19 protein-coding genes and 1 pseudogene are annotated in these 19,515 nt (G+C 71.9%); 11 read left to right on the forward strand and 9 right to left on the reverse strand.

Annotation, left to right across the window (positions count from 1 at the left end):
- The first annotated feature begins 91 nt into the window (after positions 1-91).
- The 5 genes and pseudogenes from ABT078_RS36690 (at position 92) to ABT078_RS42980 (ending at position 3,924) form a co-directional block, all read left to right on the forward strand.
- Entirely contained in the window at positions 92-1,063 is a 972-nt protein-coding gene (locus tag ABT078_RS36690) for an amidohydrolase family protein (protein ID WP_351235716.1), read from the forward strand.
- 375 nt (positions 1,064-1,438) lie between these two features.
- Positions 1,439-2,110, forward strand: a complete 672-nt coding sequence (locus ABT078_RS36695) for a DUF4232 domain-containing protein (RefSeq protein WP_351235718.1) — start codon at positions 1,439-1,441, stop codon at positions 2,108-2,110.
- A 343-nt stretch (positions 2,111-2,453) separates the two neighbouring features.
- Positions 2,454-3,224 (forward strand): putative protein N(5)-glutamine methyltransferase, encoded by a 771-nt coding sequence (locus ABT078_RS36700; RefSeq protein WP_351235720.1) that lies wholly within the window; start codon positions 2,454-2,456, stop codon positions 3,222-3,224.
- A gap of 54 nt (positions 3,225-3,278) precedes the next feature.
- A pseudogene (locus tag ABT078_RS42975) lies at positions 3,279-3,626 on the forward strand (MFS transporter); the annotation flags it as partial.
- A 112-nt stretch (positions 3,627-3,738) separates the two neighbouring features.
- Complete coding sequence (locus ABT078_RS42980) at positions 3,739-3,924, forward strand: hypothetical protein (protein WP_502981495.1); 186 nt, start codon at positions 3,739-3,741, stop codon at positions 3,922-3,924.
- Between the two features lie 9 nt (positions 3,925-3,933).
- Here the strand turns inward: ABT078_RS42980 and ABT078_RS36710 are convergent, their stop codons facing one another.
- Positions 3,934-4,650, reverse strand: a complete 717-nt coding sequence (locus ABT078_RS36710) for a hypothetical protein (RefSeq protein ID WP_351235722.1) — start codon at positions 4,648-4,650, stop codon at positions 3,934-3,936.
- A 237-nt stretch (positions 4,651-4,887) separates the two neighbouring features.
- Here ABT078_RS36710 and ABT078_RS36715 point away from each other — a divergent pair, with 237 nt between their 5' ends.
- Entirely contained in the window at positions 4,888-6,366 is a 1,479-nt protein-coding gene (locus ABT078_RS36715) for an ABC transporter permease (protein ID WP_351235724.1), read from the forward strand.
- Positions 6,367-6,413: 47 nt separating this feature from the next.
- Complete coding sequence (locus ABT078_RS36720) at positions 6,414-7,103, forward strand: ABC transporter ATP-binding protein (RefSeq protein WP_351235726.1); 690 nt, start codon at positions 6,414-6,416, stop codon at positions 7,101-7,103.
- Between the two features lie 89 nt (positions 7,104-7,192).
- Here ABT078_RS36720 and ABT078_RS36725 read toward each other — a convergent pair whose 3' ends face one another.
- The 3 genes from ABT078_RS36725 to ABT078_RS36735 all read right to left on the reverse strand — a co-directional run bounded on the left by ABT078_RS36725 (position 7,193) and on the right by ABT078_RS36735 (position 10,222).
- Positions 7,193-7,909, reverse strand: coding sequence for a hypothetical protein (locus ABT078_RS36725; protein WP_351235728.1), 717 nt, complete (start codon positions 7,907-7,909; stop codon positions 7,193-7,195).
- A gap of 341 nt (positions 7,910-8,250) precedes the next feature.
- On the reverse strand, positions 8,251-9,198 hold the full coding sequence (murQ, locus tag ABT078_RS36730) for an N-acetylmuramic acid 6-phosphate etherase (RefSeq protein ID WP_351235730.1): 948 nt from the start codon (positions 9,196-9,198) through the stop codon (positions 8,251-8,253).
- Positions 9,199-9,265: 67 nt separating this feature from the next.
- On the reverse strand, positions 9,266-10,222 hold the full coding sequence (locus ABT078_RS36735) for a MurR/RpiR family transcriptional regulator (protein WP_502981494.1): 957 nt from the start codon (positions 10,220-10,222) through the stop codon (positions 9,266-9,268).
- An 88-nt stretch (positions 10,223-10,310) separates the two neighbouring features.
- Between ABT078_RS36735 and ABT078_RS36740 the strand changes: the two genes are divergently transcribed.
- Together ABT078_RS36740 and ABT078_RS36745 are read left to right on the forward strand one after the other, a co-directional pair.
- On the forward strand, positions 10,311-10,667 hold the full coding sequence (locus ABT078_RS36740; RefSeq protein ID WP_351235732.1) for a DUF8819 family protein: 357 nt from the start codon (positions 10,311-10,313) through the stop codon (positions 10,665-10,667).
- On the forward strand, positions 10,664-10,939 hold the full coding sequence (locus ABT078_RS36745; protein ID WP_351235733.1) for a DUF4031 domain-containing protein: 276 nt from the start codon (positions 10,664-10,666) through the stop codon (positions 10,937-10,939). Before ABT078_RS36740 ends, ABT078_RS36745 begins: the two co-directional genes overlap by 4 nt.
- 27 nt (positions 10,940-10,966) lie before the next feature.
- On the opposite strand, the gene ABT078_RS36750 is transcribed toward ABT078_RS36745, so the two are convergent.
- Together ABT078_RS36750 and ABT078_RS36755 are read right to left on the reverse strand one after the other, a co-directional pair.
- Positions 10,967-12,229: a Cmx/CmrA family chloramphenicol efflux MFS transporter gene (locus ABT078_RS36750; RefSeq protein WP_351235750.1), complete on the reverse strand. Its 1,263-nt coding sequence runs from the start codon at positions 12,227-12,229 to the stop codon at positions 10,967-10,969.
- Positions 12,230-12,372: 143 nt separating this feature from the next.
- A complete protein-coding gene (locus ABT078_RS36755; RefSeq protein WP_351235735.1) occupies positions 12,373-13,020 on the reverse strand; it encodes an HD domain-containing protein in 648 nt (215 codons plus the stop codon).
- 171 nt (positions 13,021-13,191) lie between these two features.
- Between ABT078_RS36755 and ABT078_RS36760 the strand changes: the two genes are divergently transcribed.
- Together ABT078_RS36760 and ABT078_RS36765 are read left to right on the forward strand one after the other, a co-directional pair.
- On the forward strand, positions 13,192-13,680 hold the full coding sequence (locus tag ABT078_RS36760; RefSeq protein ID WP_351235737.1) for a DUF6479 family protein: 489 nt from the start codon (positions 13,192-13,194) through the stop codon (positions 13,678-13,680).
- 67 nt (positions 13,681-13,747) lie between these two features.
- On the forward strand, positions 13,748-14,437 hold the full coding sequence (locus ABT078_RS36765; RefSeq protein WP_351235739.1) for a copper homeostasis protein CutC: 690 nt from the start codon (positions 13,748-13,750) through the stop codon (positions 14,435-14,437).
- Positions 14,438-14,604: 167 nt separating this feature from the next.
- On the opposite strand, the gene ABT078_RS36770 is transcribed toward ABT078_RS36765, so the two are convergent.
- From ABT078_RS36770 to ABT078_RS36780, 3 genes are all read right to left on the reverse strand, one after another.
- The gene (locus ABT078_RS36770; RefSeq protein WP_351235741.1) at positions 14,605-15,843 is read right to left on the reverse strand and encodes an FG-GAP-like repeat-containing protein; all 1,239 of its coding nucleotides are present in this window, start codon (positions 15,841-15,843) and stop codon (positions 14,605-14,607) included.
- A gap of 32 nt (positions 15,844-15,875) precedes the next feature.
- Entirely contained in the window at positions 15,876-17,105 is a 1,230-nt protein-coding gene (locus tag ABT078_RS36775) for an FG-GAP-like repeat-containing protein (RefSeq protein ID WP_351235743.1), read from the reverse strand.
- A 145-nt stretch (positions 17,106-17,250) separates the two neighbouring features.
- A complete protein-coding gene (locus ABT078_RS36780) occupies positions 17,251-19,317 on the reverse strand; it encodes a HelD family protein (RefSeq protein ID WP_502981493.1) in 2,067 nt (688 codons plus the stop codon).
- Between the last annotated feature and the right edge of the window lie 198 nt (positions 19,318-19,515).

Below are 19,515 nucleotides of genomic sequence, written 5' to 3' on the forward strand. Positions count from 1 at the left end.
AGGGCGGCACCCCTACTCCCAGGGGGTGCCGCCCTCGGGCGTTTCCCGGAGCCCGGTGGACGTCCGGCCGGGGCGGCGTGATCCTGAAAGGGTGCGGACGGATGTGCACGCCCACCTCTGGGGCGAGGACTATCTCCGCCTCCTGGAGTCCTACGGGCGCGAGGACACGGCGACGCAGCACGGTCTGGGAGCGGGCGACAGCCCCTCGGAGCTCGACGCCCGGTTCGCGATGAACGACGCCGCCGGCATCGACCACCAGATCCTGTCCGTGTCCCCGCAGACCCCGTACTTCACGGACGAGTCGGAGGCGGTCATGTCCGCGCGTCTCGCCAACGACCACTACGCGGAGCTCGTACGCGCCTGGCCCGCGCGCTTCTCCGCCTTCGCCGCGCTGCCGCTCCCGCAACTGGACGCCTCGCTGGAGGAGCTGGCACGGGCGCTCGACGAGCTCGGGATGGCGGGGGCCGGGCTGACGACGTCGGTCCTCGGCCGGAGCCTCGGCGACCCCGTCTTCCGGCCCCTCTTCGAGGAGTTGGACCATCGGGGCTCGGTGCTGAGCCTCCACCCGGCGGGACGGGACGCAGGAACGCCGCTCATCGCCGAGAACCGGATGCGGTGGATGGTCGGCGCGCCGACGGAGGACACCATCTGCGCGATGCACCTGATGCTCGAAGGCATCCCGAGCCGCTTCCCGCGGCTGCGGATCGTGCACGCGCATCTCGGCGGCGCGCTGCCGATGCTGCTGCCGCGCGCCGACGAGCATGTGCCGTGGGAGGCACCGGACATCGTCGAGATGCCGACCGTCGCGGCACGCCGCATGTTCTACGACACCGTCGCCCACGGCCACGAACCCGCGCTGCGTGCGGCGGCCGAGTCGTACGGCGCGGACCGGCTGATGCTCGGTACGGACTTCCCTTACCAGACCGGGGACGGGCTGCGCCGGGCCGTCAGGTTCATCGAGGAGACGCTGGTTCCGGAGGAGGCCGAGGACGTGCTGGAGGCGGGCACGGGCCTGCTCCCGGTGGACAGCGCCACGGAACCGTTCAGCGGGCGTGGTCCTTGAGCGGGTGGCCCGGAGCGGGCTGCCCGATCCGGCAAAGCCGGCATGGGAGTACGCGTACCCGGGGAGCGCCCGGTACGACGGGGTCCAGGCCGTGTTCCACGCCGATGACACGCAAGCCGAGCACCGGACAGAGTCCCACACGCTCTTCGTGCACGTGAGCAAGTGGGACGCACACCCGGAGCGGGCGCGACGGCTTGCCGCGCGCATCGGCTGTGAGGTCCTGGGTCAGCCGCAGACCGGCTGGTGCGACCCGTTGGGCGTGTCACCGGCGTTTCCGTGGTGGATTCGGGAAGGCACGGTCACCAAACTGTGAAGGTCGGGCGGGACGCTGGGTTCAGTCAGCGCACTCGCGCTTCTCATTCGGGGGAACACCAGATGACCGATCACCGTCCCGTCCGCCGCGGCATCCGCAGAACCTTCGCCGTGCTCGCCACCGTGTCCGCCCTGGCCCTGACGGCCTGTGGGCCCGATCAGGGCCCGACCGACCAGACAGGCGGCGGGGCCGAAGCGCCCACCGCGAGCCCGTCCGGGGCCGCGAGTCCTTCCGGGTCCGCCGGCCCCTCGAAGCCCGTGACGCCGTCGAAGCCCGCGGCTCCGTCGGACTCCTCCGGCGAAAGTTCGTCTCCCGACGGCGACTTCGCGGTCTTTCCCTGCAGCACGTTCGACGTGAAGTTCAGCGCGACCCTCGCGGAGCGCACGACAAGCAGCTACCTGCTGAAGATCACCAACAAGAGCGGCAAGCCCTGCAAGGTGCTGGACTACCCGATCGTGACCTTCGGCGACCTGGACGGCGCGGCGACCGAGCGCTCGGAGACGCACCCCGGCACCGACATCAGGCTCCAGCCGGGCGAGTCGGCCTACGCCGGACTCATGGGCGGCGTGAACAACGGCACGGGCCGGACCGTCGACTCGATCGCGATGACCATGAACACCGCGTCCGACCTCGAGCAGGTGCCGCTCAAGGCGTCGACTCCCGGGCTGTACGTCTCGACCGAGAACTCCGTCACCGCGTGGCTGAGCAATGCCGAGGACGCGCTCAGCCTGTAGTGGGCGTGTGCTTGACGTCCGCGACGAAAGTGACGAGGGAGGACCGTGCTGCGGCCCGGAACACGAGCTTCGGGCCGTACGACTCCGGCCACCCGGTGGCGGACGGGAGGGGGACTGTCCGCCGAGGCACATCCCCCGGCGCCGCCGGGGGATGTGCTGCGGGAACGGAACGGGGAGGGGCGGCTTCCGGGGTAGGGTGGCGGCTCCAGCAGTGCCGGCAGGAACGAGGAGGTGGGACCCATCACCGCTGTTGCAGGACGGGTGCTCGCCTCCGCGTCGCTTACGTAGGCGGCCGAGGGAGCCCCGCTCGGTATTCCGAAAGGCTCCCGTGTCGCTTTCATCCGTGGATCTATCCGTCATCGTCAGCCGTCTCCGTTCCGCAGGCTGTGTCTTCGCCGAGGACGAGGCGGCGCTCATCGTCTCCACCGCTCTTACGCCCGCCGAACTCGCCGCGATGGTGGAGCGGCGCGCCGGCGGTCACCCCTTGGAACACGTCCTCGGCTGGGCCGGGTTCTGCGGTCTGCGGATCGCGGTCGAACCGGGGGTGTTCGTGCCCCGGCGCCGGACCGAGTTCCTCGTCCGGCAAGCCGTCGCCGCCCGGCCGGATGCGACGGTGGTCGTCGATCTGTGCTGCGGGTCGGGGGCCGTGGGGGCGGCTCTGACCGCGGAGTTGGGGCGCGTCGAGCTGTGTGCCGCCGACGTCGACCCGGTCGCGGTGCGGTGCGCGCGGCGCAATGTGGGCGCCTTGGGGCGGGTGTACGAGGGAGACCTGTACGCGGCGCTGCCCGGCGCACTTCGTGGGCGGGTCGACATCCTGGCCGCGAACGTCCCGTATGTACCGACCGAGGAGGTCGGGCTGCTGCCGGCCGAGGCACGCGTGCACGAGCCGATCGTCGCGCTCGACGGAGGCGCGGACGGGCTCGACGTGCTCAGACGCGTGACCGGCGAGGCGGGGCAGTGGCTCGCGCCCGGCGGGATCCTGCTGTTCGAGACGAGCGAGCGTCAGGCGGCGGGCGCGGTCGAGGCCGTCGCGCGCAGCGGGCTCGTACCACGCGTCGCCACATCCGACGAGCTGTACGCCACCGTCGTCGTCGGGGCCAAGTTGCCCAGTTGAGGCGGTCGGAATTGGCCCTGGGAGGCGGGCCGTCCGGGTCATAGCGTCATGGTCATGCCGACCCCTCGCGTTCTGCCGCCGGCCGGTCCGCCTCGTGTCCTCGCTCTCGCCCAGCTCGTCAACTCCCTTGGCGACGGTGCCTTCTACGTCACGTCCGCGCTCTTCTTCACCCGCGTCGTCGGCCTCGCGCCGGCGAAAGTCGGGATCGGGCTCACCATCGCCTGGGCGGTCGGGTCGGTCGTGGGCGTACCGCTCGGGCGGCTGGCGGACCGGCGGGGGCCGCGGGGGACAGCTGTGCTGCTGGCGCTGGCGACGAGCGCGGCCGTGGGCTCGTTCCTGGTCGTCCGGTCCTTCTGGCCGTTCCTCGCCGCCGCGTGCCTGTACGCCACCGCGCAGTCCGGGCTCGCGGCGGCGCGGCAGGCGCTGCTCGCGGGGCTCCTGGCAGATCGGCTTCGACCTCGCTCCGGACGGCCGCACCGGCGAGTACCAGGCCTTCTTCGGCACGGGCGTGACGGTGGCCAGGACCCTGGGTCCGCTGGTGCTCACCGCGCTGCTGGTGACGTGGGGCGTGCCCGGATGGCTCGTGCTGGGCGGACTGTTCGCCGGGGCGTCCTTCGGGGTCGGGCCCGCGGTGCGGTGGGCGGAGCGGAACGGTCGGCCCGAGGCGGCCGAGGCGCCGCGGGCGCGGGCGTTCGACTGACGTCCTCGGTCAGTTCCGCTGGGCTGCCTGCACCTTGTTGACCTGCTGTGCGATCAGCGCCGGGTTGATCTTCGGTGTGACCCTCTTCCCTGGGTACTGAGCGGGGTAGAAGGTCTCGAGGTCGAACCTGATCGTCACGGCGCCGCTGCGGACCAGGGTGAACACCTGCCTGCGGTCCATCGGGCCATCCTCTGCTTGCCAGGTGGACAGGGCGGTGAAGCTGATGGATTCGTCGCCCCAGTTGTCCGAAGGCCCCGGCTCGAGCCTGGTCGTGATCTCGCCGCCGCCCCTGCCTGGATGGGTGTACCGGTCGCATTTCTTCAGCGAGTTCTTCGCCATGCTGAGGAAGTCTCTTGCGCCGAACTGGGAGTCGCTGGCCAGGACGACATAGCCCGAGATCATCGCCGTTTCCCTTGGCGAGTAGTTCACCTGTGCGTACGCCGACGACGCGTGCGGATAGCCACCGGCAATCACATCGCCGAGCCCGATGCATTCCATCGGCTCCACGGCGGTCCGCCCGCGACGGGCGAGGTCCTTCAGGCTGCTGTCGTCCCATATGCTCGAGTAGCCGAGCGCGGCCATCTCCTTCTCGGTCAGCCGACTCGCTTCCAGCTCTGCCTGACTCAGCATGCGCGGGTCCTCGGCGGCGGAGGCACTGGGTGCCGTCGAACGCCGGTCCGCCGGGTTTGTCGCGCTCTGCGCGGAACATCCGCCGACGGCGGACATGACAGCCAGGATTCCGGCGGCTGCCAGCCGCCATGTGCGTGTGTACAAGGCCCCCCCAGGGCAATGAATGTGTGGTGCTGGGGCACGGTATGCCGCTGATCGGCCGCTTCGCCAGGTGCGTCCACGTATCGTGATCAGGCCGTGTCGCTGCCTTCGTGAACCCCGCACCGGGGCTTCTCATGCCTGTCTCATCCAGGCCTTAACCCACCCTCACGGCGCGCACCTAGCTTTCCCGCCATGTTCTTCACCTACCTCAGGCGCGAGCTGCGCCGCCGCAGGAAGGCGGCGCTCGTCGTCGCCTCGGGGCTTGCACTCGGAATCGCCCTGGTCATCGTCGTCAACTCGGTCTCGGCCGGGATGACTCAGGCGCAGGGCAAAGTGCTGGAGTCCCTGTACGGGCTCGGCACCGACATGACCGTCACCAAGGCCGCCGCGCCGCCCGGGGAGGGCGACACCGTGCGGCGGCCGAGGTTCCAGTTCGACGCGAAGGACGGGGGCGACGACGCCGAGCAGAGCCAGGACATCGTCATGGTCCAGGGCTTCGAGACGCTGGCCGCGTCGACCGTCGCGCAGGTCGGCGAGCAGGACGGGGTCGCGGACGCCGTCGGCGGGCTGAACGTGCGGGTCATGAAGGTCAACGGGCAGTTCAAGCGCGGGGAGTTCGAGCAGGAGCCCGGGCAGGAGGGGAAGCCGGGCGGCCCGGCCGGCGGTGAGGTGCGCGGTGAGGTGCGGGGCGGCGGGGCCGACTTCGACGTCAACTCGTACACCGTGTACGGGACGGACGTCGCCCGTCAGGGGCTCGGACCGCTGACCTCGTCGAAGATCACGTCGGGGCGTACGTTCAAGGCGAGCGAGACCTCTGCCGAGGTTGCCGTCGTCGACAGCGCGTACGCGAAGGAGCAGAAGCTCTCGTTCGGCAAGACGCTGACCGTGTCCGGGAACAAGTTCACCATCATCGGGCTCGCGACCGCGGACAGCGGGGACGCGGCGGCGAACGTCTATCTGCCGCTCGCGCAGGCCCAGACGCTGGCCGACGCCAAGGACAAGGTGACGACCGTCTATGTGAAGGCGACCGACTCGCAGCAGATCGACGCGGTCAAGACGACCATCCAGAAGAACATCTCCGGGACGACGGTCACGACGTCCGCCGATCTGGCCGACACCGTCTCGGGGTCGCTGTCCACGGCCTCCGACCTGGCGTCGGGTGTCGGCAAGTGGCTGTCGATCGTGGTGCTGGTGGCGGCGTTCCTGGTGGCCGGTCTGCTGACGTCCTCGGCGGTGAGCCGGCGGGTGCGGGAGTTCGGCACGCTGAAGGCGCTGGGGTGGAAGAGCCGCCGCGTGACCGGCCAGGTGGCGGGCGAGGCGCTCGTCAACGGGCTGATCGGCGGGGCGCTGGGAATCGGGATCGGGCTGGCGGGCGCGTGGGCGATCACCGCCTTCAGTCCGACGCTCACCGCGCAGCTGGGCGGTGGCGGGGGCGGCGCCGGTCAGGTCATGGGCGGGGGCCCGATGGCGGTCCGCGGCGGAGGCGAGGGCGGGCCGCTGGGGCAGAGCGCGTCCAAGGCCCTCGACATCGCGCTCACCGCGCCGGTGTCCCTCACCACGATCGGGCTCGCCGTGGCGCTCGCGGTGACGGGCGGGCTGATCGCCGGCGGGTTCGGCGGCTGGCGGGCGTCGCGGCTGCGGCCGGCGGACGCGCTGCGCCGCGTCGAGTAGCCCCCGAATCCACTGACGAACGTACGTACAGCAGGAGTTGAATCACGATGTACGAGCTCACAGGCGTCACCAAGCGCTACCGGCGCGGCAAGGACACCATTCAGGCCCTAGACGGGGTCGACCTGACCATCGAGGACGGCGGGCGGCTGGTCATCCAGGGGCCCACCGGCGGCGGCAAGTCCACGCTGCTGCAGATGCTCGGCGGCCTGGACCGCCCGACCGAGGGGTCCGTCGTCCTGGACGGGGTCGACCTCGCGACCCTGCCGGAGGCGCGGCTGACGCGCGTGCGGGCCGAGAAGATCGGCTTCGTCTTCCAGGGCTTCAACCTCGTTCCGACGCTCACCGCTCAGGAGAACGTCGAGACCGCCCTCGTACCGCTCGGCCTGAAGGCCGCGGAGCGGCGCGAGCGGGCGGGTGAGGCGCTGGAGTCGGTGGGGCTCGGCGAGCGCCGGGGCCATCTGCCGGGTGAGCTGTCCGGCGGGCAGCAGCAGCGGGTCGCGATCGCGCGGGCCCTGGTGAAGCGGCCGGCGGTGCTGCTGGCGGACGAGCCGACCGGGAATCTCGACGAGTCGATGCGCGACGAGATCATGGAGTTGCTGGAGGGCCTGTGGGAGGAGAACGGGCTCACGTTCGTGATGGTCACTCATGACTCGGCGCTGGCGCGGCGGGCACCGCGGGTGGCGACGATCAGGAAGGGGCAGGTGACGATCAAGGAGCGGGCGGTGGGGGCGGCGTAGCCCTCTCCGGCCCGGACCCTCGCCCCGGTCCGGCACGGGCCCCGTGTGGGGGCCCGTGCCGGACGGCCGTGGGGTCGGCCGTGGGACGGTCAGAAGCGGAGGCCGCTCACGCGGCGCCTCCTGACCAGACACCCGGCGGCTCCGGCGATCACCACACTGCCCAGGCCAAGCTGCATGCCCTGGTCCGCCATGCCACCGCCGCCGGCGTCGACCGAGCCGTTCGGGCGGTCGTCGGAGTCGGTGTCCGAGTCGGTGTCCGAGTCGGAGTCCGAGCCCGAGCCCGACTTGGAGCGGCTGTCGGAGTCGGAGTCTGAGCGGTCGTCGGAGTCCGAGTCGGAGCGGGATTCGGAGCCTGAGCGGGAGCCGGAATCGGAGCCGGAGTCGGAATCGGAATCGGAGTCGGAACCGGAGTCGGACTGCTTGTCGGCGTCGGCGTTCCTGTCGGTGTCGGTTTCGCCGATCTCGTACGTGTCCGTGAGCCTGGTCGCCGGCGGGCACTTGGCGATGACGGTGTCGTTCGCGGCATCGGTCCCTTCCGGGATCTCGAACTCGCCGGTGAGCTCGCCCTCCTCGCTACCTTCGAAGAGGTGGAACATCCCGGCCACCTCGGACTGGCCCTTGCCGTAGGTCACGTCATCGCCGCAGCCCTTGATGGTGACGGTGACCGTGGAGCCCGGGGTCGCGCTCCCCGGCTCGATACGGATGTCCGAGTCACCGGCGGCGACGGCGGCGAACGCGAGCGGGACCGAGAGTGCCACGGCACCGAGAACGAGACCGGCGCCTACACCAACGCGTCTGTTACGCATGAAATCCTCCAACGGAGCAGTGTCCGGCCTGTCTGCGCGGTGCGAGTGCTGTGCTCCGTTTTCGAGGGAACCGACAGTCCGTCAGATCCGCAACCTGACGACTTGTCGGATCTGTCGCCCGAGTGGAGGCGCAGGGCGCTTTGTGTGTGGCCGTTTGCGCAGGTCGGAGGCGGTGGAGGCGGACACGGCAAGAAAATCCGACGAATCGTCAGAAAAGACGTCGAACGGGGTAGAGGCAAGGTCCGCCGGGGGTCGGCCCGCGTCCGCCCCGCGTCAGCCGCAGGTCCGCCCCGGGCCCGCCGTGGCCGCCCCGGGGCGAAGCCTCACCCCCCGGCCGGGTCCTAGCCCTGGAGCGCCTCGCGCAGATGGCCGCCGGTCTGCTGGAGGCGGGCCGCGGCCGTGGGGGCGTCGAGTGTGGCGAGGAGCATCAGGATCGCCGTCTTGACCTCGCCGTCCGCCGCCGTGAGGGCCGATTCGATCTCGTCGTCCGGTGCGCCCGTGGCGAGCGCGACGATCCGGCGCGAGCGGGCGCGCAACTTCTCGTTGGAGGCGCGCACGTCCACCATGAGGTTTCCGTAGGTCTTGCCGAGACGGATCATCGTGATGGTCGAGATCATGTTGAGGACGAGCTTCTGCGCCGTGCCCGCCTTCAACCGGGTCGATCCGGTGAGGAGTTCGGGTCCGACGACGACCTCGATGCCGTGCTCTGCCGCCGCCGCGAGCGCGCTGTCCGCGTTGCAGGACAGGCCGATGGTCAGCGCGCCGAGGGCACGCGCGTGTTCGACGGCGCCGACCGCGTACGGAGTGCGGCCGGAGGCGGAGATGCCGACGACGGTGTCGTCGGCGGTGAGCCCGAGGTCGTCCAGGTCCTTCGCCGCGAGCTCCGTGGAGTCCTCCGCGCCCTCGACGGACGTCACCATCGCCGACGGGCCGCCCGCGATCAGGCCCACGACCTGGTCCGGGGCGGTGTTGAAGGTGGGCGGGCACTCGCTGGCGTCGAGCACGCCGAGGCGGCCGGCCGTGCCCGCGCCCGCGTAGACCAGCCGGCCGCCCCGGGCCATCCGCTTCGCGGTCGCGTCGATCGCGGCGGCGATGGCGGGGAGCTGCGTGGTGACGGCGCCGGGGACGGAGCGGTCCTCGCCGTTCATGATCTGGGCGATGTCGAGGGTGGGCAGCCGGTCGATGTCGGCGAGCTCGGGGCGGAACGCCTCGGTGGTGAGGGTGGCCAGCTGGGCGCGGAGCTCGGAGTGGTCCTCGGAGAAGTCCTGTGCGTCGTGCGTCGAGGTCATGGAGGCGCGGCTCTTTCGGTGGCTCGTGTTCTGCGGTCTGCGGGGTGTCGGTCAGCGGGGTGTGCGGTCAGCGGGTACGGGTACGGGGACGGTGGCGGTGCGCGAGCGCCTCGTACGACGCCGCGAGAGCGGGTGCCGCCGTCTCGTACGTACGCTGCGCGACGCCGATGAACAGGCAGTCGACGACGAGGAGCTGGCTCGTGCGCGACGACATCGCCGCAGGCCGCAACTCGCTCTCGCGCGCGGTGGAGGTCGTGAGGATGTGGTCCGCGTACTGCGTGACCGGCCCGTCCGGGCGGCCGGTGATCGCTACGGTCGTCGCGCCGTGGTCGAAGGCGACGCGCAGCGGCTCGATGACGTCCCCCGTCGAGCCCGAGTGGGTGATCGCTATGGCCACGTCGCCGGAGCGCAGCTGCACGGCGTTGGTGACGGCGAGGTGCGGGTCGCAGTGGGCCTGCGCGATCAGGCCGATGCGCAGGAGCTTCTGGGCGAGGTCCTGGGCGACCAGGCCGGATGCGCCCACACCGTAGATGTCGGTGCGGCGCGCGGTGGAGAGCGCGCCGACCGCGGCGCCCAACTGCACCGTGTCCAGGTTGGCCGCAGTGTCCGCGAGGGTCTGCTGCTCGTCGTACGCGAGCTTGGCTACGACGTCCGCTATCGGGTCGTCCACCGCGATGTCGGCGGTGACGGACGGTGCGCGGCCCGACTGCTGCTGGGCGGCCAGGCCCGCGAGCGCGAGCCGCAGATCGCGGTAGCCGGGATAGCCGAGGAGCCGGGCGGTGCGGACGACCGTGGCCTCGCTGGTGCCGGTGAGCTCGGCGAGGCCGGTGACCGTGAGGGCCGCGCAGCCGGCCGGGTCGGCGGCGACGGCCTCGGCGACCCGCTGCATGGAGCGGGTCATGGACGGCGCGAGCGTGCGCACCTTCGCCGCGAGGGCGGCGGGTGCGGGCGGGGCGTCGCCGGCCGGCCCGGCCGGAGCGCCGCCCTGGCCACCGATGAAAATTTCCTTCATTTCATTGGTCACCATTGAAAGATATTTTCGGGACCAATCGGCGTCAACCCCCTGTCAGCCCGCTCCTCCCCTCGTAACGGACCCGGGAGACAATGGCTCCATGAACCACGTCGACCCGCTGGAACAGGCGCTGCACGCCGCTCGCGCCCTCGTCCTCGCCGACCTCGCCGCCCGTGACGTGGCCCACGCCGAAGTCGTCTCACTCGTCGAGGAAGCCGTCGCGCAGCGCCGCTGGTGGGTCGAGCAGTGGCCGGAGGGCGTCGAGTACGTCGCAGGGCTCATCGCCCAGGACGTACAGGACGCGCTGCTGGAACGGTACGGCCGCTGGCCGATCTGTCCGGTCTGCAGCACCGGCGAGCCCCACGCCCTCGACGTCGAACCGGAACTGGGGCCCGATCCGCACTGGGTGTGCGGCAAGGCGGGTGTGGTGGTGGCGCCCGTCGGCGGACTGTCGTGACGGTCTACATCGACCCGCCGAACTGGCCGGGCCACGGCCGCATGTGGTCCCACCTGGTCAGCGACGTGTCGTTCGACGAACTGCACGCCTTCGCCGCGTCGATCGGCTGCCCGCCGCGCGCGTTCGAGCGCGACCACTACGACGTGCCCGAGCACCGCTACGCCGACGCCGTGGTGGCGGGCGCGGTGGAGATCGGTTCCAAGGAACTCGTGCGCCGGATCACGGAGGCAGGGCTCCGGCGGCGCAAGCGAGCGGCGCGCGAGAACGGCTGAGGGCAGCGTGGAGCGGCCGGGGCGAGGTTACGCGCAGGGCTGCGGCGAAGGCTCCGCGTCGGACCGTACGGCCGAGGCGGCCACGGCACGGGTTCCCGCTCCCGTCGCGCGCGTCTCGGTGGCAGTGCGCGTCTGTGCGACCGCGCCGCTCCGGTGGAGCCGGAGCGCGACCGCGACCAGCACGAGGGCCGCGACCGTCATCGCCGCGCCCGCCCACGCCGTCGACGCGAAACCGTAGCCCGCGTCGATCACCGTGCCGCCGAGCCAGGGCCCTCCGGTGTTGCCGAGGTTGAACGCGGCCGTTGCCGTGGCCCCGGCCAGGGTGGGCGCGCCGCCGGCGACGTTGAACATACGGGCGTTCAGCGCCGGGGCCGTGTAGAACGACGAGACGCCGAGCAGGAACGACAGGGCCACCACGAGGACCGGCCGGCCGGCGCACAGCGCCACCGCCCCGAGCAGCACCGTCGACGCCGTGATGCCGCTGAGCATCACGCCGAAGAGGTGTGCGTCGGCGAACCGCCCGCCGATCGCCGTACCGACCAGCGCGCCGATCCCGAACAGCCCCAGCACCGCCGGTACCCAGGCGTCGCTCAGCCCGGCGACATCGGTGAGCAGCGGGGCGAAGTACGAGAACGCGCAGAAGACACCGCCCGCGGCGAGCGCGATGATCCCGACGGACAGCCAGACCTGGCGGTCACGGTAGACGGTCAGCTCGCGCCGCAGTCGCGGCTTCTCCGCCGGGACCGGGATCCGCGGGATGCGGGTCGCCACGCCGACCAGCGCGACCGCGGACGCGGCGGCGACCGCCCAGAACGCGGAGCGCCAGCCGAGGTGTTCGCCGAGGAACGCGCCCGCCGGAACGCCGAGCACGTTCGCGATCGACAGCCCGCCGATCATCACGGCCATCGCGCGGGCACGGGCGTTCAGCGGCACCATGGCCATGGCCACGGCCGCGCCGACCGCCCAGAACCCGGCGCAGGCGAGCGCGCTCACGACGCGGGACGCGAAGAGCACCTCGTACGTCGGCGCGAGCGCACCCGCGACCTGGCCGAGGCCGAAAGCCGTGATCAGCGCGATCAGGGTGGCCCGGCGCGGCAGCCGCAGCGTGGACACGGCGAGCAGCGGCGCACCGATCACCATGCCGATCGCGAACGCGGATATCAGCAGCCCGGCCCGGGGGATCGAGACGCCCATGTCCTCCGCGATGGGCGGCAGCAGCCCGGAGAGCATGAACTCGCTGGTGCCGAGCGCGAAGACCGAGAGGCCCAGGATGTAGACGGCCACGGGCATACGGGGGCGTGGTTCTGGGGCTACGGGCATGACAGTGGCCAACACCTCGGTTGTTCCTGTCATTCCCGCACGACGGCCGGCGAGGCGGTCGTCCACGCCGACCGCCGTCGCTCGCGCCGGCGGCCCCTTGCGCCGCCGGTCGTTCACGCCCGCTCCAGGCGCTCCAGCTCCGCCGACACATTGCGGCGCGCGGCGGCCTCCCACTCCCGCTCCCCGTAGGGCGTACGGAAGAGGCGCGGCAGGCCGAGAAGGTGGCGCAGGACGTCGGCGCGGCCCGTACGGAAGGCGTCGTCCGGGACGAATCCGTACTCCTCGCGGACGGCGGCGGTGTAGGCGGTGTACGCGTCCGGCGGCGACGCGAGGATCGCGAGGTCCGCGTCGCACAGGACCATGCCGTTGCTGTCGCCGTCCTGCACGGCGTGCGTCTTTGTGAGGCGGACGAGACGGGCGACCTCGTTCGTGTCCTTGAGGGACAGCCCGGCCTCGGGCAGGGCGCGCTCGGCGAGGCGCGCGGAGCGCTCCTCGTTCGTGGAGCGCTCCGGGAGGTAGACGGCGTCGTGGAACCAGGCGGCCAGGCGTACGAGATCGGCGTCGTCCGCGTGCTGCTCCAGCGTGTCGACGTGGCGGAGGACGGCGGCGAGATGGTCGACGGTGTGATAGCGCCGCTGCGGCTCCGACCAGCGGGCCAGCAGATTGTCCGCGTACCGGTACGGGTCGGGGAAGCACGGGTCCTCGCGGACGGCGAGCAGCGCGCCGTACCAGCGGTTGCGGAGGTCCTCGGTGTCGGCCATGCGGCCCATTGTCCACGGGGGATTCCGGGGTGTCGGCCTGCGGGCGCGACCGAACCGACTGGGGCACACCTCGCGGGATCCCGGGATGTCCCCGGGCGCCCATATGGGGCATCTAGGACGATAATGGGCGGGTCAGGCTTGTGTGCCGTTGCGTATGCGGAGGCAGACGCCATGAACTCGCTGATGATCGTCCAGGGCAGCCCGCCCACCACCGAAGTCCTGGCTGCCTCGCCGTTCGCCGGGCTCGTCCCGTTCATCCTCGCCGTCGTCCTCGTCGCCGTGCTCGGGGGCGCCATGTGGCTGGAGGCGAGGCGGCGGGCGCAGGAGCGCGCGCCGCGGCCCGAGGACCAGCCGAAGCGGCCGGACCACCAGACCCACATCGAGGAGGTCCGGGAGCCGGACGAGGGCGACTTCCCGACGGGCGGCGAGCGGCTGCTTCCGTACAACCTGAAGACGCACAGCACGCACGGTGTGCCGATGGGGCCCGCCGGGCCCGGGGAAGCCGCGGCACCCGGCGAGGGCGCGGGGCCCGGCGAGGGCGCTGGGCCGGCCGGGCCTGCGCCCTCGCCTGCCCCTGAGCGGCAGGGCGGATCCTCCGGTGCCGGTCCCGCGGGTTCAGCAGGTTCCGCAGGTCCTGCGGGTTCCACACGGCAGCCCTGAGCCACTCGGACGGTCTAGGCTGGGCCCCACTATTGGACTAGACCTATAGGGCCGAAGGGATGGGGCCATGAGCAACCGTGCACTCCTGGAGGTGATCGCCCTCGACGAGGGGGACGCGGTCGCCGCCCAGGCCGGAGGAGCCGACCGCCTCGAGCTCGTCACCGACATGGCGGCGGACGGGCTCACCCCGGCCCGGGAGACCTTCGCGGCGATCCGCGCGGCGGTCGACATCCCGTTGCGCGTGATGCTGCGTCTCACCGACGGATTCGCCGCCGGTGACGTCGAGGCACTCGTGCGGGCCGCGCGGGGGCTGCGGGCCGAGGGCGCGGACGAGTTCGTGCTGGGCTTCCTCGACGCGCACGGCAACCCCGACCTCGTCACCGTCGAGCGGCTCGTCGCCGAGCTGGAGGGCTGCCGGTGGACGTTCCACCGGGCCATCGACCGTGCGGCCGACCGCGACGCGCTGCGCAAGCAGCTCGCGGACGTGCCCGGCCTCGACACATATCTGACCGCCGGGTCCGCGGCGGGCGTGGACGACGGGCTCCCGGTCCTTCTCGCGGAGGCGGCGCGCCGGGGCGAACCGGGCTACGAGGCCCGGCTCCTCGTCGGCGGCGGCCTCCGCCTCGACCACCTCCCGGCCCTTCGCTCGGCGGGCATCGACGCCTTCCACATCGGCGGCGCGGCCCGTCCTCACGGCTGGACGGCACCGGTCGCGCCGGAGGCGGTCCGGGAGTGGCGCGAGGCGCTGGACGCGTAGCCCCACGGGGTCGCGGTGGTGTGGCCGCGACCCGCCGGGCGGTGCGGCCGCCGGCCGCCGGTGGCGCGGAGGGTGCGGGCGGCCGCCGACGAACGACGGCGCCCCGGGAAAGACCGGGGCGCCGTTCGCCGCGAGGGCGTGCCTGTCGGAAGGCCGTCGGAAGACGGTCAGAAGACCCGTACGTTCGGTGCGGTGTCCCAGAGCATGTCCGCGTTCGGGCCGCCGATCCCACCGCGGCCGTTGCCGTGGTAGACGAACAGCTGGTAGTCGATGGGCCGCATCAGGTCGGACAGCCCGTCGCCGTTCACATCGCCGGTGGACATCACGGGCTCGTCGGAGGGCCAGGCGTACGACAGCTTCTGGCGGGCGCCGAAGGTGCCGTTGCCCCGGCCGGAGTAGAGCCAGAGACCGCGCGCGCCGTCCCGGGCCACCAGGTCGGCCTTGCCGTCGCCGGTCATGTCGCCGGGCGAGACCAGCCGGTTCATGGAGTTCCAGCCCGGGCCGACCTTCTGGCGGGTGCCGAAGGTGCCGTTGCCCTTGCCCGGGTACGTCCACAGGGTTCCCGCGGTGTCCCGGGCGACGATGTCACGGCGGCCGTCGCCGGTGGCGTCGCCGACCGCGCTGATCTCCCGCATGGTGTTCCACCCGGAGCCGACCCTGGTCCGGGTACCGAAGGTGCCGTCGCCCTTGCCGGGGTAGAACCACAGCACCCCGGTCTTGTCGCGGGCGAAGAGGTCCTCCTTGGCGTCACCGTTGTAGTCGCCGTGGCGCACCAGCTGGGTCATGGCGTTCCAGCCGCCCCCGACGAGCTTGCCCTTGGTGACCCCGTCGGCGTTGCCGATGCCCGACAGGAACCACAGCCGGCCGTCGTTCGCCCGCTCCAGGAGGTCGGCCCGGCCGTCGTTGTTCAGATCGCCGAACCGGGCCACGGCGGGCAGCCCGTCCGGCCGCTTGATCTCGGGCGCCCGGTACCAGTCCATCCACGGGACGCCCTGGAACGCCTCGTACTCGGTCGTGGTGACCCGCATGGAACTGATCTTGTTGTCGAACCGGTTGTCGAAGGACCCGTTGCCGAGGTCGACGGGGCCGTTCTTCGGGGTGATGACGACGAAATCGGGGTCGGTGCCGTAGTTGGGCTGGACGTAGAGCGTCGCCCACAGACCGCTGTTGTTGACGACCGACGAGATCCGGTCGTTCCAGGCGCCGAGCGTGGGCATCGAGGCCGCGAAGGTCCCCATGTCACCCGTGTAGCCCGCGCCGGAGAAGACGCAGAACTTCCCCGCGGGACAGCGTGCGGAGTTGTCCGCGGCGGCCGCGTTCGGGGCCGCCGTGACCAGGGCGGCGAGCGACGCGGCAAGGGCGGCACCCGTGCCGACGGCGCGCCGGCCCAGGATGGATCCGAGCATGAATCGTGCTCCGTTCGAAGCCGGTGAGGGAATCAGAGGACGAGGTGGGTGGCCTGGGCCGCGGCCAGCGTCCTCGGGGACCGCAGCGCGCCGTTCGCCGCACCGGTTCCGGGGTACACCCGTACCGCGGAGATGCCCGGCGCGTGCGCGACGATGTCGGGCCGTCCGTCCCCGGTGACGTCGCCGATGCCGGCGAGCTCGGCGAAGCCGTTCCAGTTGCCGTTGCCGATGAGGCCGCGGGTGCCGAAGGTGCCGTTGCCCCTGCCCGGGTAGAGCCAGAGCTTCCCGGCGGTGTCGCGGGCCACGAGGTCGGCCCGCTTGTCGGAGTTCATGTCGCCGGCGCCGACGAGCTCGTTCATGACCTTCCAGCCGGTGCCGACCTTCTTGCGGGTGCCGAAGGCGCCCTTGCCGTTGCCCGGGTACGTCCACAGGACGCCCGTGCCGTCGGCGGCCAGCAGATCGGCCTTGCCGTCCCCGGTCAGGTCACCCGCGGCCGCGATGTCGCGCATGGCGTTCCAGCCGGAGCCGACCCTGACCCGGGCGCCGAAGGTGCCGTCGCCCTTGCCGGGGTAGAACCACAGCACCCCGGTCGTGTCACGGGCGAAGACGTCTTCCTTGGCATCGCCGTCGTGGTCGCCGTGACGGGTGAGCTTGGTCATGGCGTTCCAGCCCGAGCCCACGAGCCGGTCCTGGCCCGCGCTGCCGTAGACGTGGGACGACCACAGCTGGCCGAACTTGTTGCGGGTGAACAGGTCCGCGTACCCGTCGCCGTTGGCGTCGCCGAAGGCGCCGTCGGCCGGCAGACCGGCGGGCCGGGGCTTGGGCCCGTAGTCCCACTGGTAGGTGGCGTACCTGCTCTCGGAGCCGCAGAAGTCGTCCGCCTCGGGGCCCATGTCCAACGAGCTGACGTCGTCGTCGAGTTCGGGGAACATGCTCTCGTCGAACGACACCCGGCCCGAGTAGTAGTGCGTGGCGCCCCACGGGTCGAGCCCGGGCCTGGGGTGGAAGCACACCGGCTGATCGGAGTTGTTGGCGAACGAGCTGATGCGGTTGTCCCACGTGCCGAGCGTGAGCCTGCTCCCGGTCACGACGAGCATCTCGCCATTGCCCAGCGGCTCGCTGAACACGCAGAGACTGCCCCAGGCGCAGCGGTCGTAGCCGCTCGCAGCCTGGGCCGGCAAGGTGGTGGCGGTGGCGATCAGCCCGCCGACGGCACCGGCCAGAAGCGCGCCGCGAACGGCACGCCTGGAGAAGAAACGCACGTAATCCCCCAGGGTGTACGCGAGTCATGGAGTAAGTGTGCATCCGACGTGATCGAATGATGGCCGGATCATAGCGCTCGGTGCGGGATGCAACTGCACGGATTTGCGGGCGGCGGCCGGACCGGAGACCGATCCGGCCGCACCCTCACGCCAGCTGCGTCGGCAGCGGTGCCGCATGCAGGACCGTCAGGCCCGAGACCGCGCGGGTCAGGGCCACGTACAGGCGGCGCAGGCCGGTGCGTTCGTCCGGTTCGGCGTCGACGACCGCCGCGGGCTCGTCCAGCACGACGTAGTCGTACTCGAGACCCTTCGCGAGGGACGCCGGGACCAGGGTGAGCCGGGCCTCCGGCGTCGTCTCCTCGCCGGGTGAGAGGTACCGCAGGCCCGCTGCGTCCAGCGCCTCCGCGAGCGCGGGGACGCGTGCGTCGGCCGCGATCAGGCCGATGGAACCCTCGTGCCGGAGGGACTCCCCGCACGCGGCCACCACATCGCCGTCCCCGGACGCCGGCCGGATCTCCAGGGAGCCGGGGGACTCGCGGACCGAGCGGACCTCCGCGAGGCCCGGGGACATGTGCGGCAGCAGCCGTGACGCGTACGCGATGACCTCGCGCGGCACGCGGAAGCCCGCCGTCAGCTCCTCGACCGCCGCGTCCGGCTTGCCGAGATGGGCGAGCGCCTCGGCCCAGCTCCCGGTCGCCCAGGGCGTGGTGCCCTGCGCCAGATCGCCGAGCACCGTCGCCGACCCGGTCGTGCAGCGCCGTCCGACCGCCCGGTACTGCATCGGCGACAGGTCCTGCGCCTCGTCCAGCACCACGTGCCCGAGCGAGTGCGTGCGCTCGACGAGGTCGCTCGCCTCGTCGATCAGGACCGCGTCGGCGGGGGACCACTTCGCGGTCCGCACCGAGCGCGGCGGCTTCGTCCAGAGGACCGCCTTCTGCTCGTCGGCGCCGAGGACGCCGTCCGCGTGCGCCGCGAGGAAGTCCGCGTCGGACAGCAGCCGCAGGACCAGCTTCGCCGGATCGACCGCCGGCCAGATCGCCTTGACCGCCGCCTTCACTGCCGCGTTGCGCGCCACCGCGTCCTGCACCCGGTCGTCGGGGGCCTCACCGGCCTGTTCCATCCTTACGAGCACGGCGTGCGCGATGCGCTGCGGCAGGGCGTCGCGGGCGGCCCCGTACCGGATGTCGCGGTCCAGCAGCTCCTGGACGATCTCCTCGAGTTCGTACGCAGGCACCCGCCAGCGCCGCGACCCGCGGACCACCATCAGGGCCTCCGTCGGCATGGTGACGTGCGAGCGCACCGCCCGCCGCAGCACCTCCGCCATCCGGGCGTCGCCCTTGACGATCGCGGTCTCGGCGGCGTCCTCGCCGCGCACGTCGACGCGCGTCGCGACGAGATCGTCGACCGTCGCCTGCTGGACCTCCAACTCGCCCAGGGCGGGGAGGACTTGCTCGATGTAGTGGAGGAACGAGCGGTTCGGTCCGATGACGAGCGTGCCGGTGCGGGCCAGCCGCTCCCGGTGCGCGTAGAGGAGGTATGCGACGCGGTGCAGGCCGACGGCGGTCTTTCCGGTGCCGGGGCCGCCCTGGACGCAGACCGTGCCGGACAGGCCCGAGCGGACGATCTCGTCCTGTTCGGGCTGGATCGTCGCGACGATGTCCCGCATGGGGCCCACGCGCGGACGCTCGATCTCCGCCTGGAGGAGCCTGCTGGTCCGCTCGACCTGGGGTTCCCCATGCCGAAGGCCAGGGGAGGGGTCGGTGAGGTGCTCGTCCTCGTACGCGGTGAGGTCGCCGCCCGTGTAACCGAAGCGGCGACGCAGGGCGACGTCCTGCGGGTCCTTCCTCGACGCGCGGTAGAACGGCTGCGAGACCGGCGCACGCCAGTCGATGACCATCGGGTCTCCCCCGGCGTCGTGGACGTGCCGCCGCCCGATGTAGAAGCGCTGCCCCTCCTGCGTGCTGTGCAGATAGTCGAGTCGCCCGAAGAACAGCGGGGTGTGGGCGAGGTCCGCGAGCGCCTTGATGCGCTCCTCGATCTGGGCCTCCAGGACCGCGGCGTTGACCCAGTTCGCGGTGACGTCGCGGATGTCGAGTGCCTGGACGTCGTCGCGCATGGCACGCAGCGCGGAGCGCGACGCGGCCAGATGGGCGCGCTCGCCTGCGAGCGGATCGGGGTCGGGATCGGTCGACGCGGATACGGGCGCGGGCACGGGGTTGCCTCCGGAAGGTACGTGGACGTTACGGCGTGGCGGCGCGTCCGGTTACCGACCGGACGCGGCACTCCTCGGAGGGAGGCGGGCAAGACCGGCGATTCTAGTGCTGCTCCGCGGAAGTTCGTGGAGGGGTGTTGGGGTCGGTCAGGCGGGGGTGTCGAGGTAGAGGCCACCGGCGCAGTCGAGGCAGTCTTC

The sequence above is a fragment of the Streptomyces sp. NPDC002133 genome (assembly GCF_040296405.1).
In the GTDB taxonomy this organism is placed as follows: domain Bacteria; phylum Actinomycetota; class Actinomycetes; order Streptomycetales; family Streptomycetaceae; genus Streptomyces.

Coding starts and splice junctions, on each gene's coding strand:
- ABT078_RS36750 (WP_351235750.1), bottom strand. CDS start 12,229: ATGCCCGTGGCCGTCTACATCCTGGGCCTCTCGGTCTTCGCGCTCGGC.
- ABT078_RS36770 (WP_351235741.1), bottom strand. CDS start 15,843: ATGCTCGGATCCATCCTGGGCCGGCGCGCCGTCGGCACGGGTGCCGCC.
- ABT078_RS36760 (WP_351235737.1), top strand. CDS start 13,192: ATGAACTCGCTGATGATCGTCCAGGGCAGCCCGCCCACCACCGAAGTC.
- ABT078_RS36715 (WP_351235724.1), top strand. CDS start 4,888: ATGTTCTTCACCTACCTCAGGCGCGAGCTGCGCCGCCGCAGGAAGGCG.
- ABT078_RS36695 (WP_351235718.1), top strand. CDS start 1,439: ATGACCGATCACCGTCCCGTCCGCCGCGGCATCCGCAGAACCTTCGCC.
- ABT078_RS36720 (WP_351235726.1), top strand. CDS start 6,414: ATGTACGAGCTCACAGGCGTCACCAAGCGCTACCGGCGCGGCAAGGAC.
- murQ (WP_351235730.1), bottom strand. CDS start 9,198: ATGACCTCGACGCACGACGCACAGGACTTCTCCGAGGACCACTCCGAG.
- ABT078_RS36710 (WP_351235722.1), bottom strand. CDS start 4,650: ATGTCCGCCGTCGGCGGATGTTCCGCGCAGAGCGCGACAAACCCGGCG.
- ABT078_RS36755 (WP_351235735.1), bottom strand. CDS start 13,020: ATGGCCGACACCGAGGACCTCCGCAACCGCTGGTACGGCGCGCTGCTC.
- ABT078_RS36725 (WP_351235728.1), bottom strand. CDS start 7,909: ATGCGTAACAGACGCGTTGGTGTAGGCGCCGGTCTCGTTCTCGGTGCC.
- ABT078_RS36765 (WP_351235739.1), top strand. CDS start 13,748: ATGAGCAACCGTGCACTCCTGGAGGTGATCGCCCTCGACGAGGGGGAC.
- ABT078_RS36740 (WP_351235732.1), top strand. CDS start 10,311: ATGAACCACGTCGACCCGCTGGAACAGGCGCTGCACGCCGCTCGCGCC.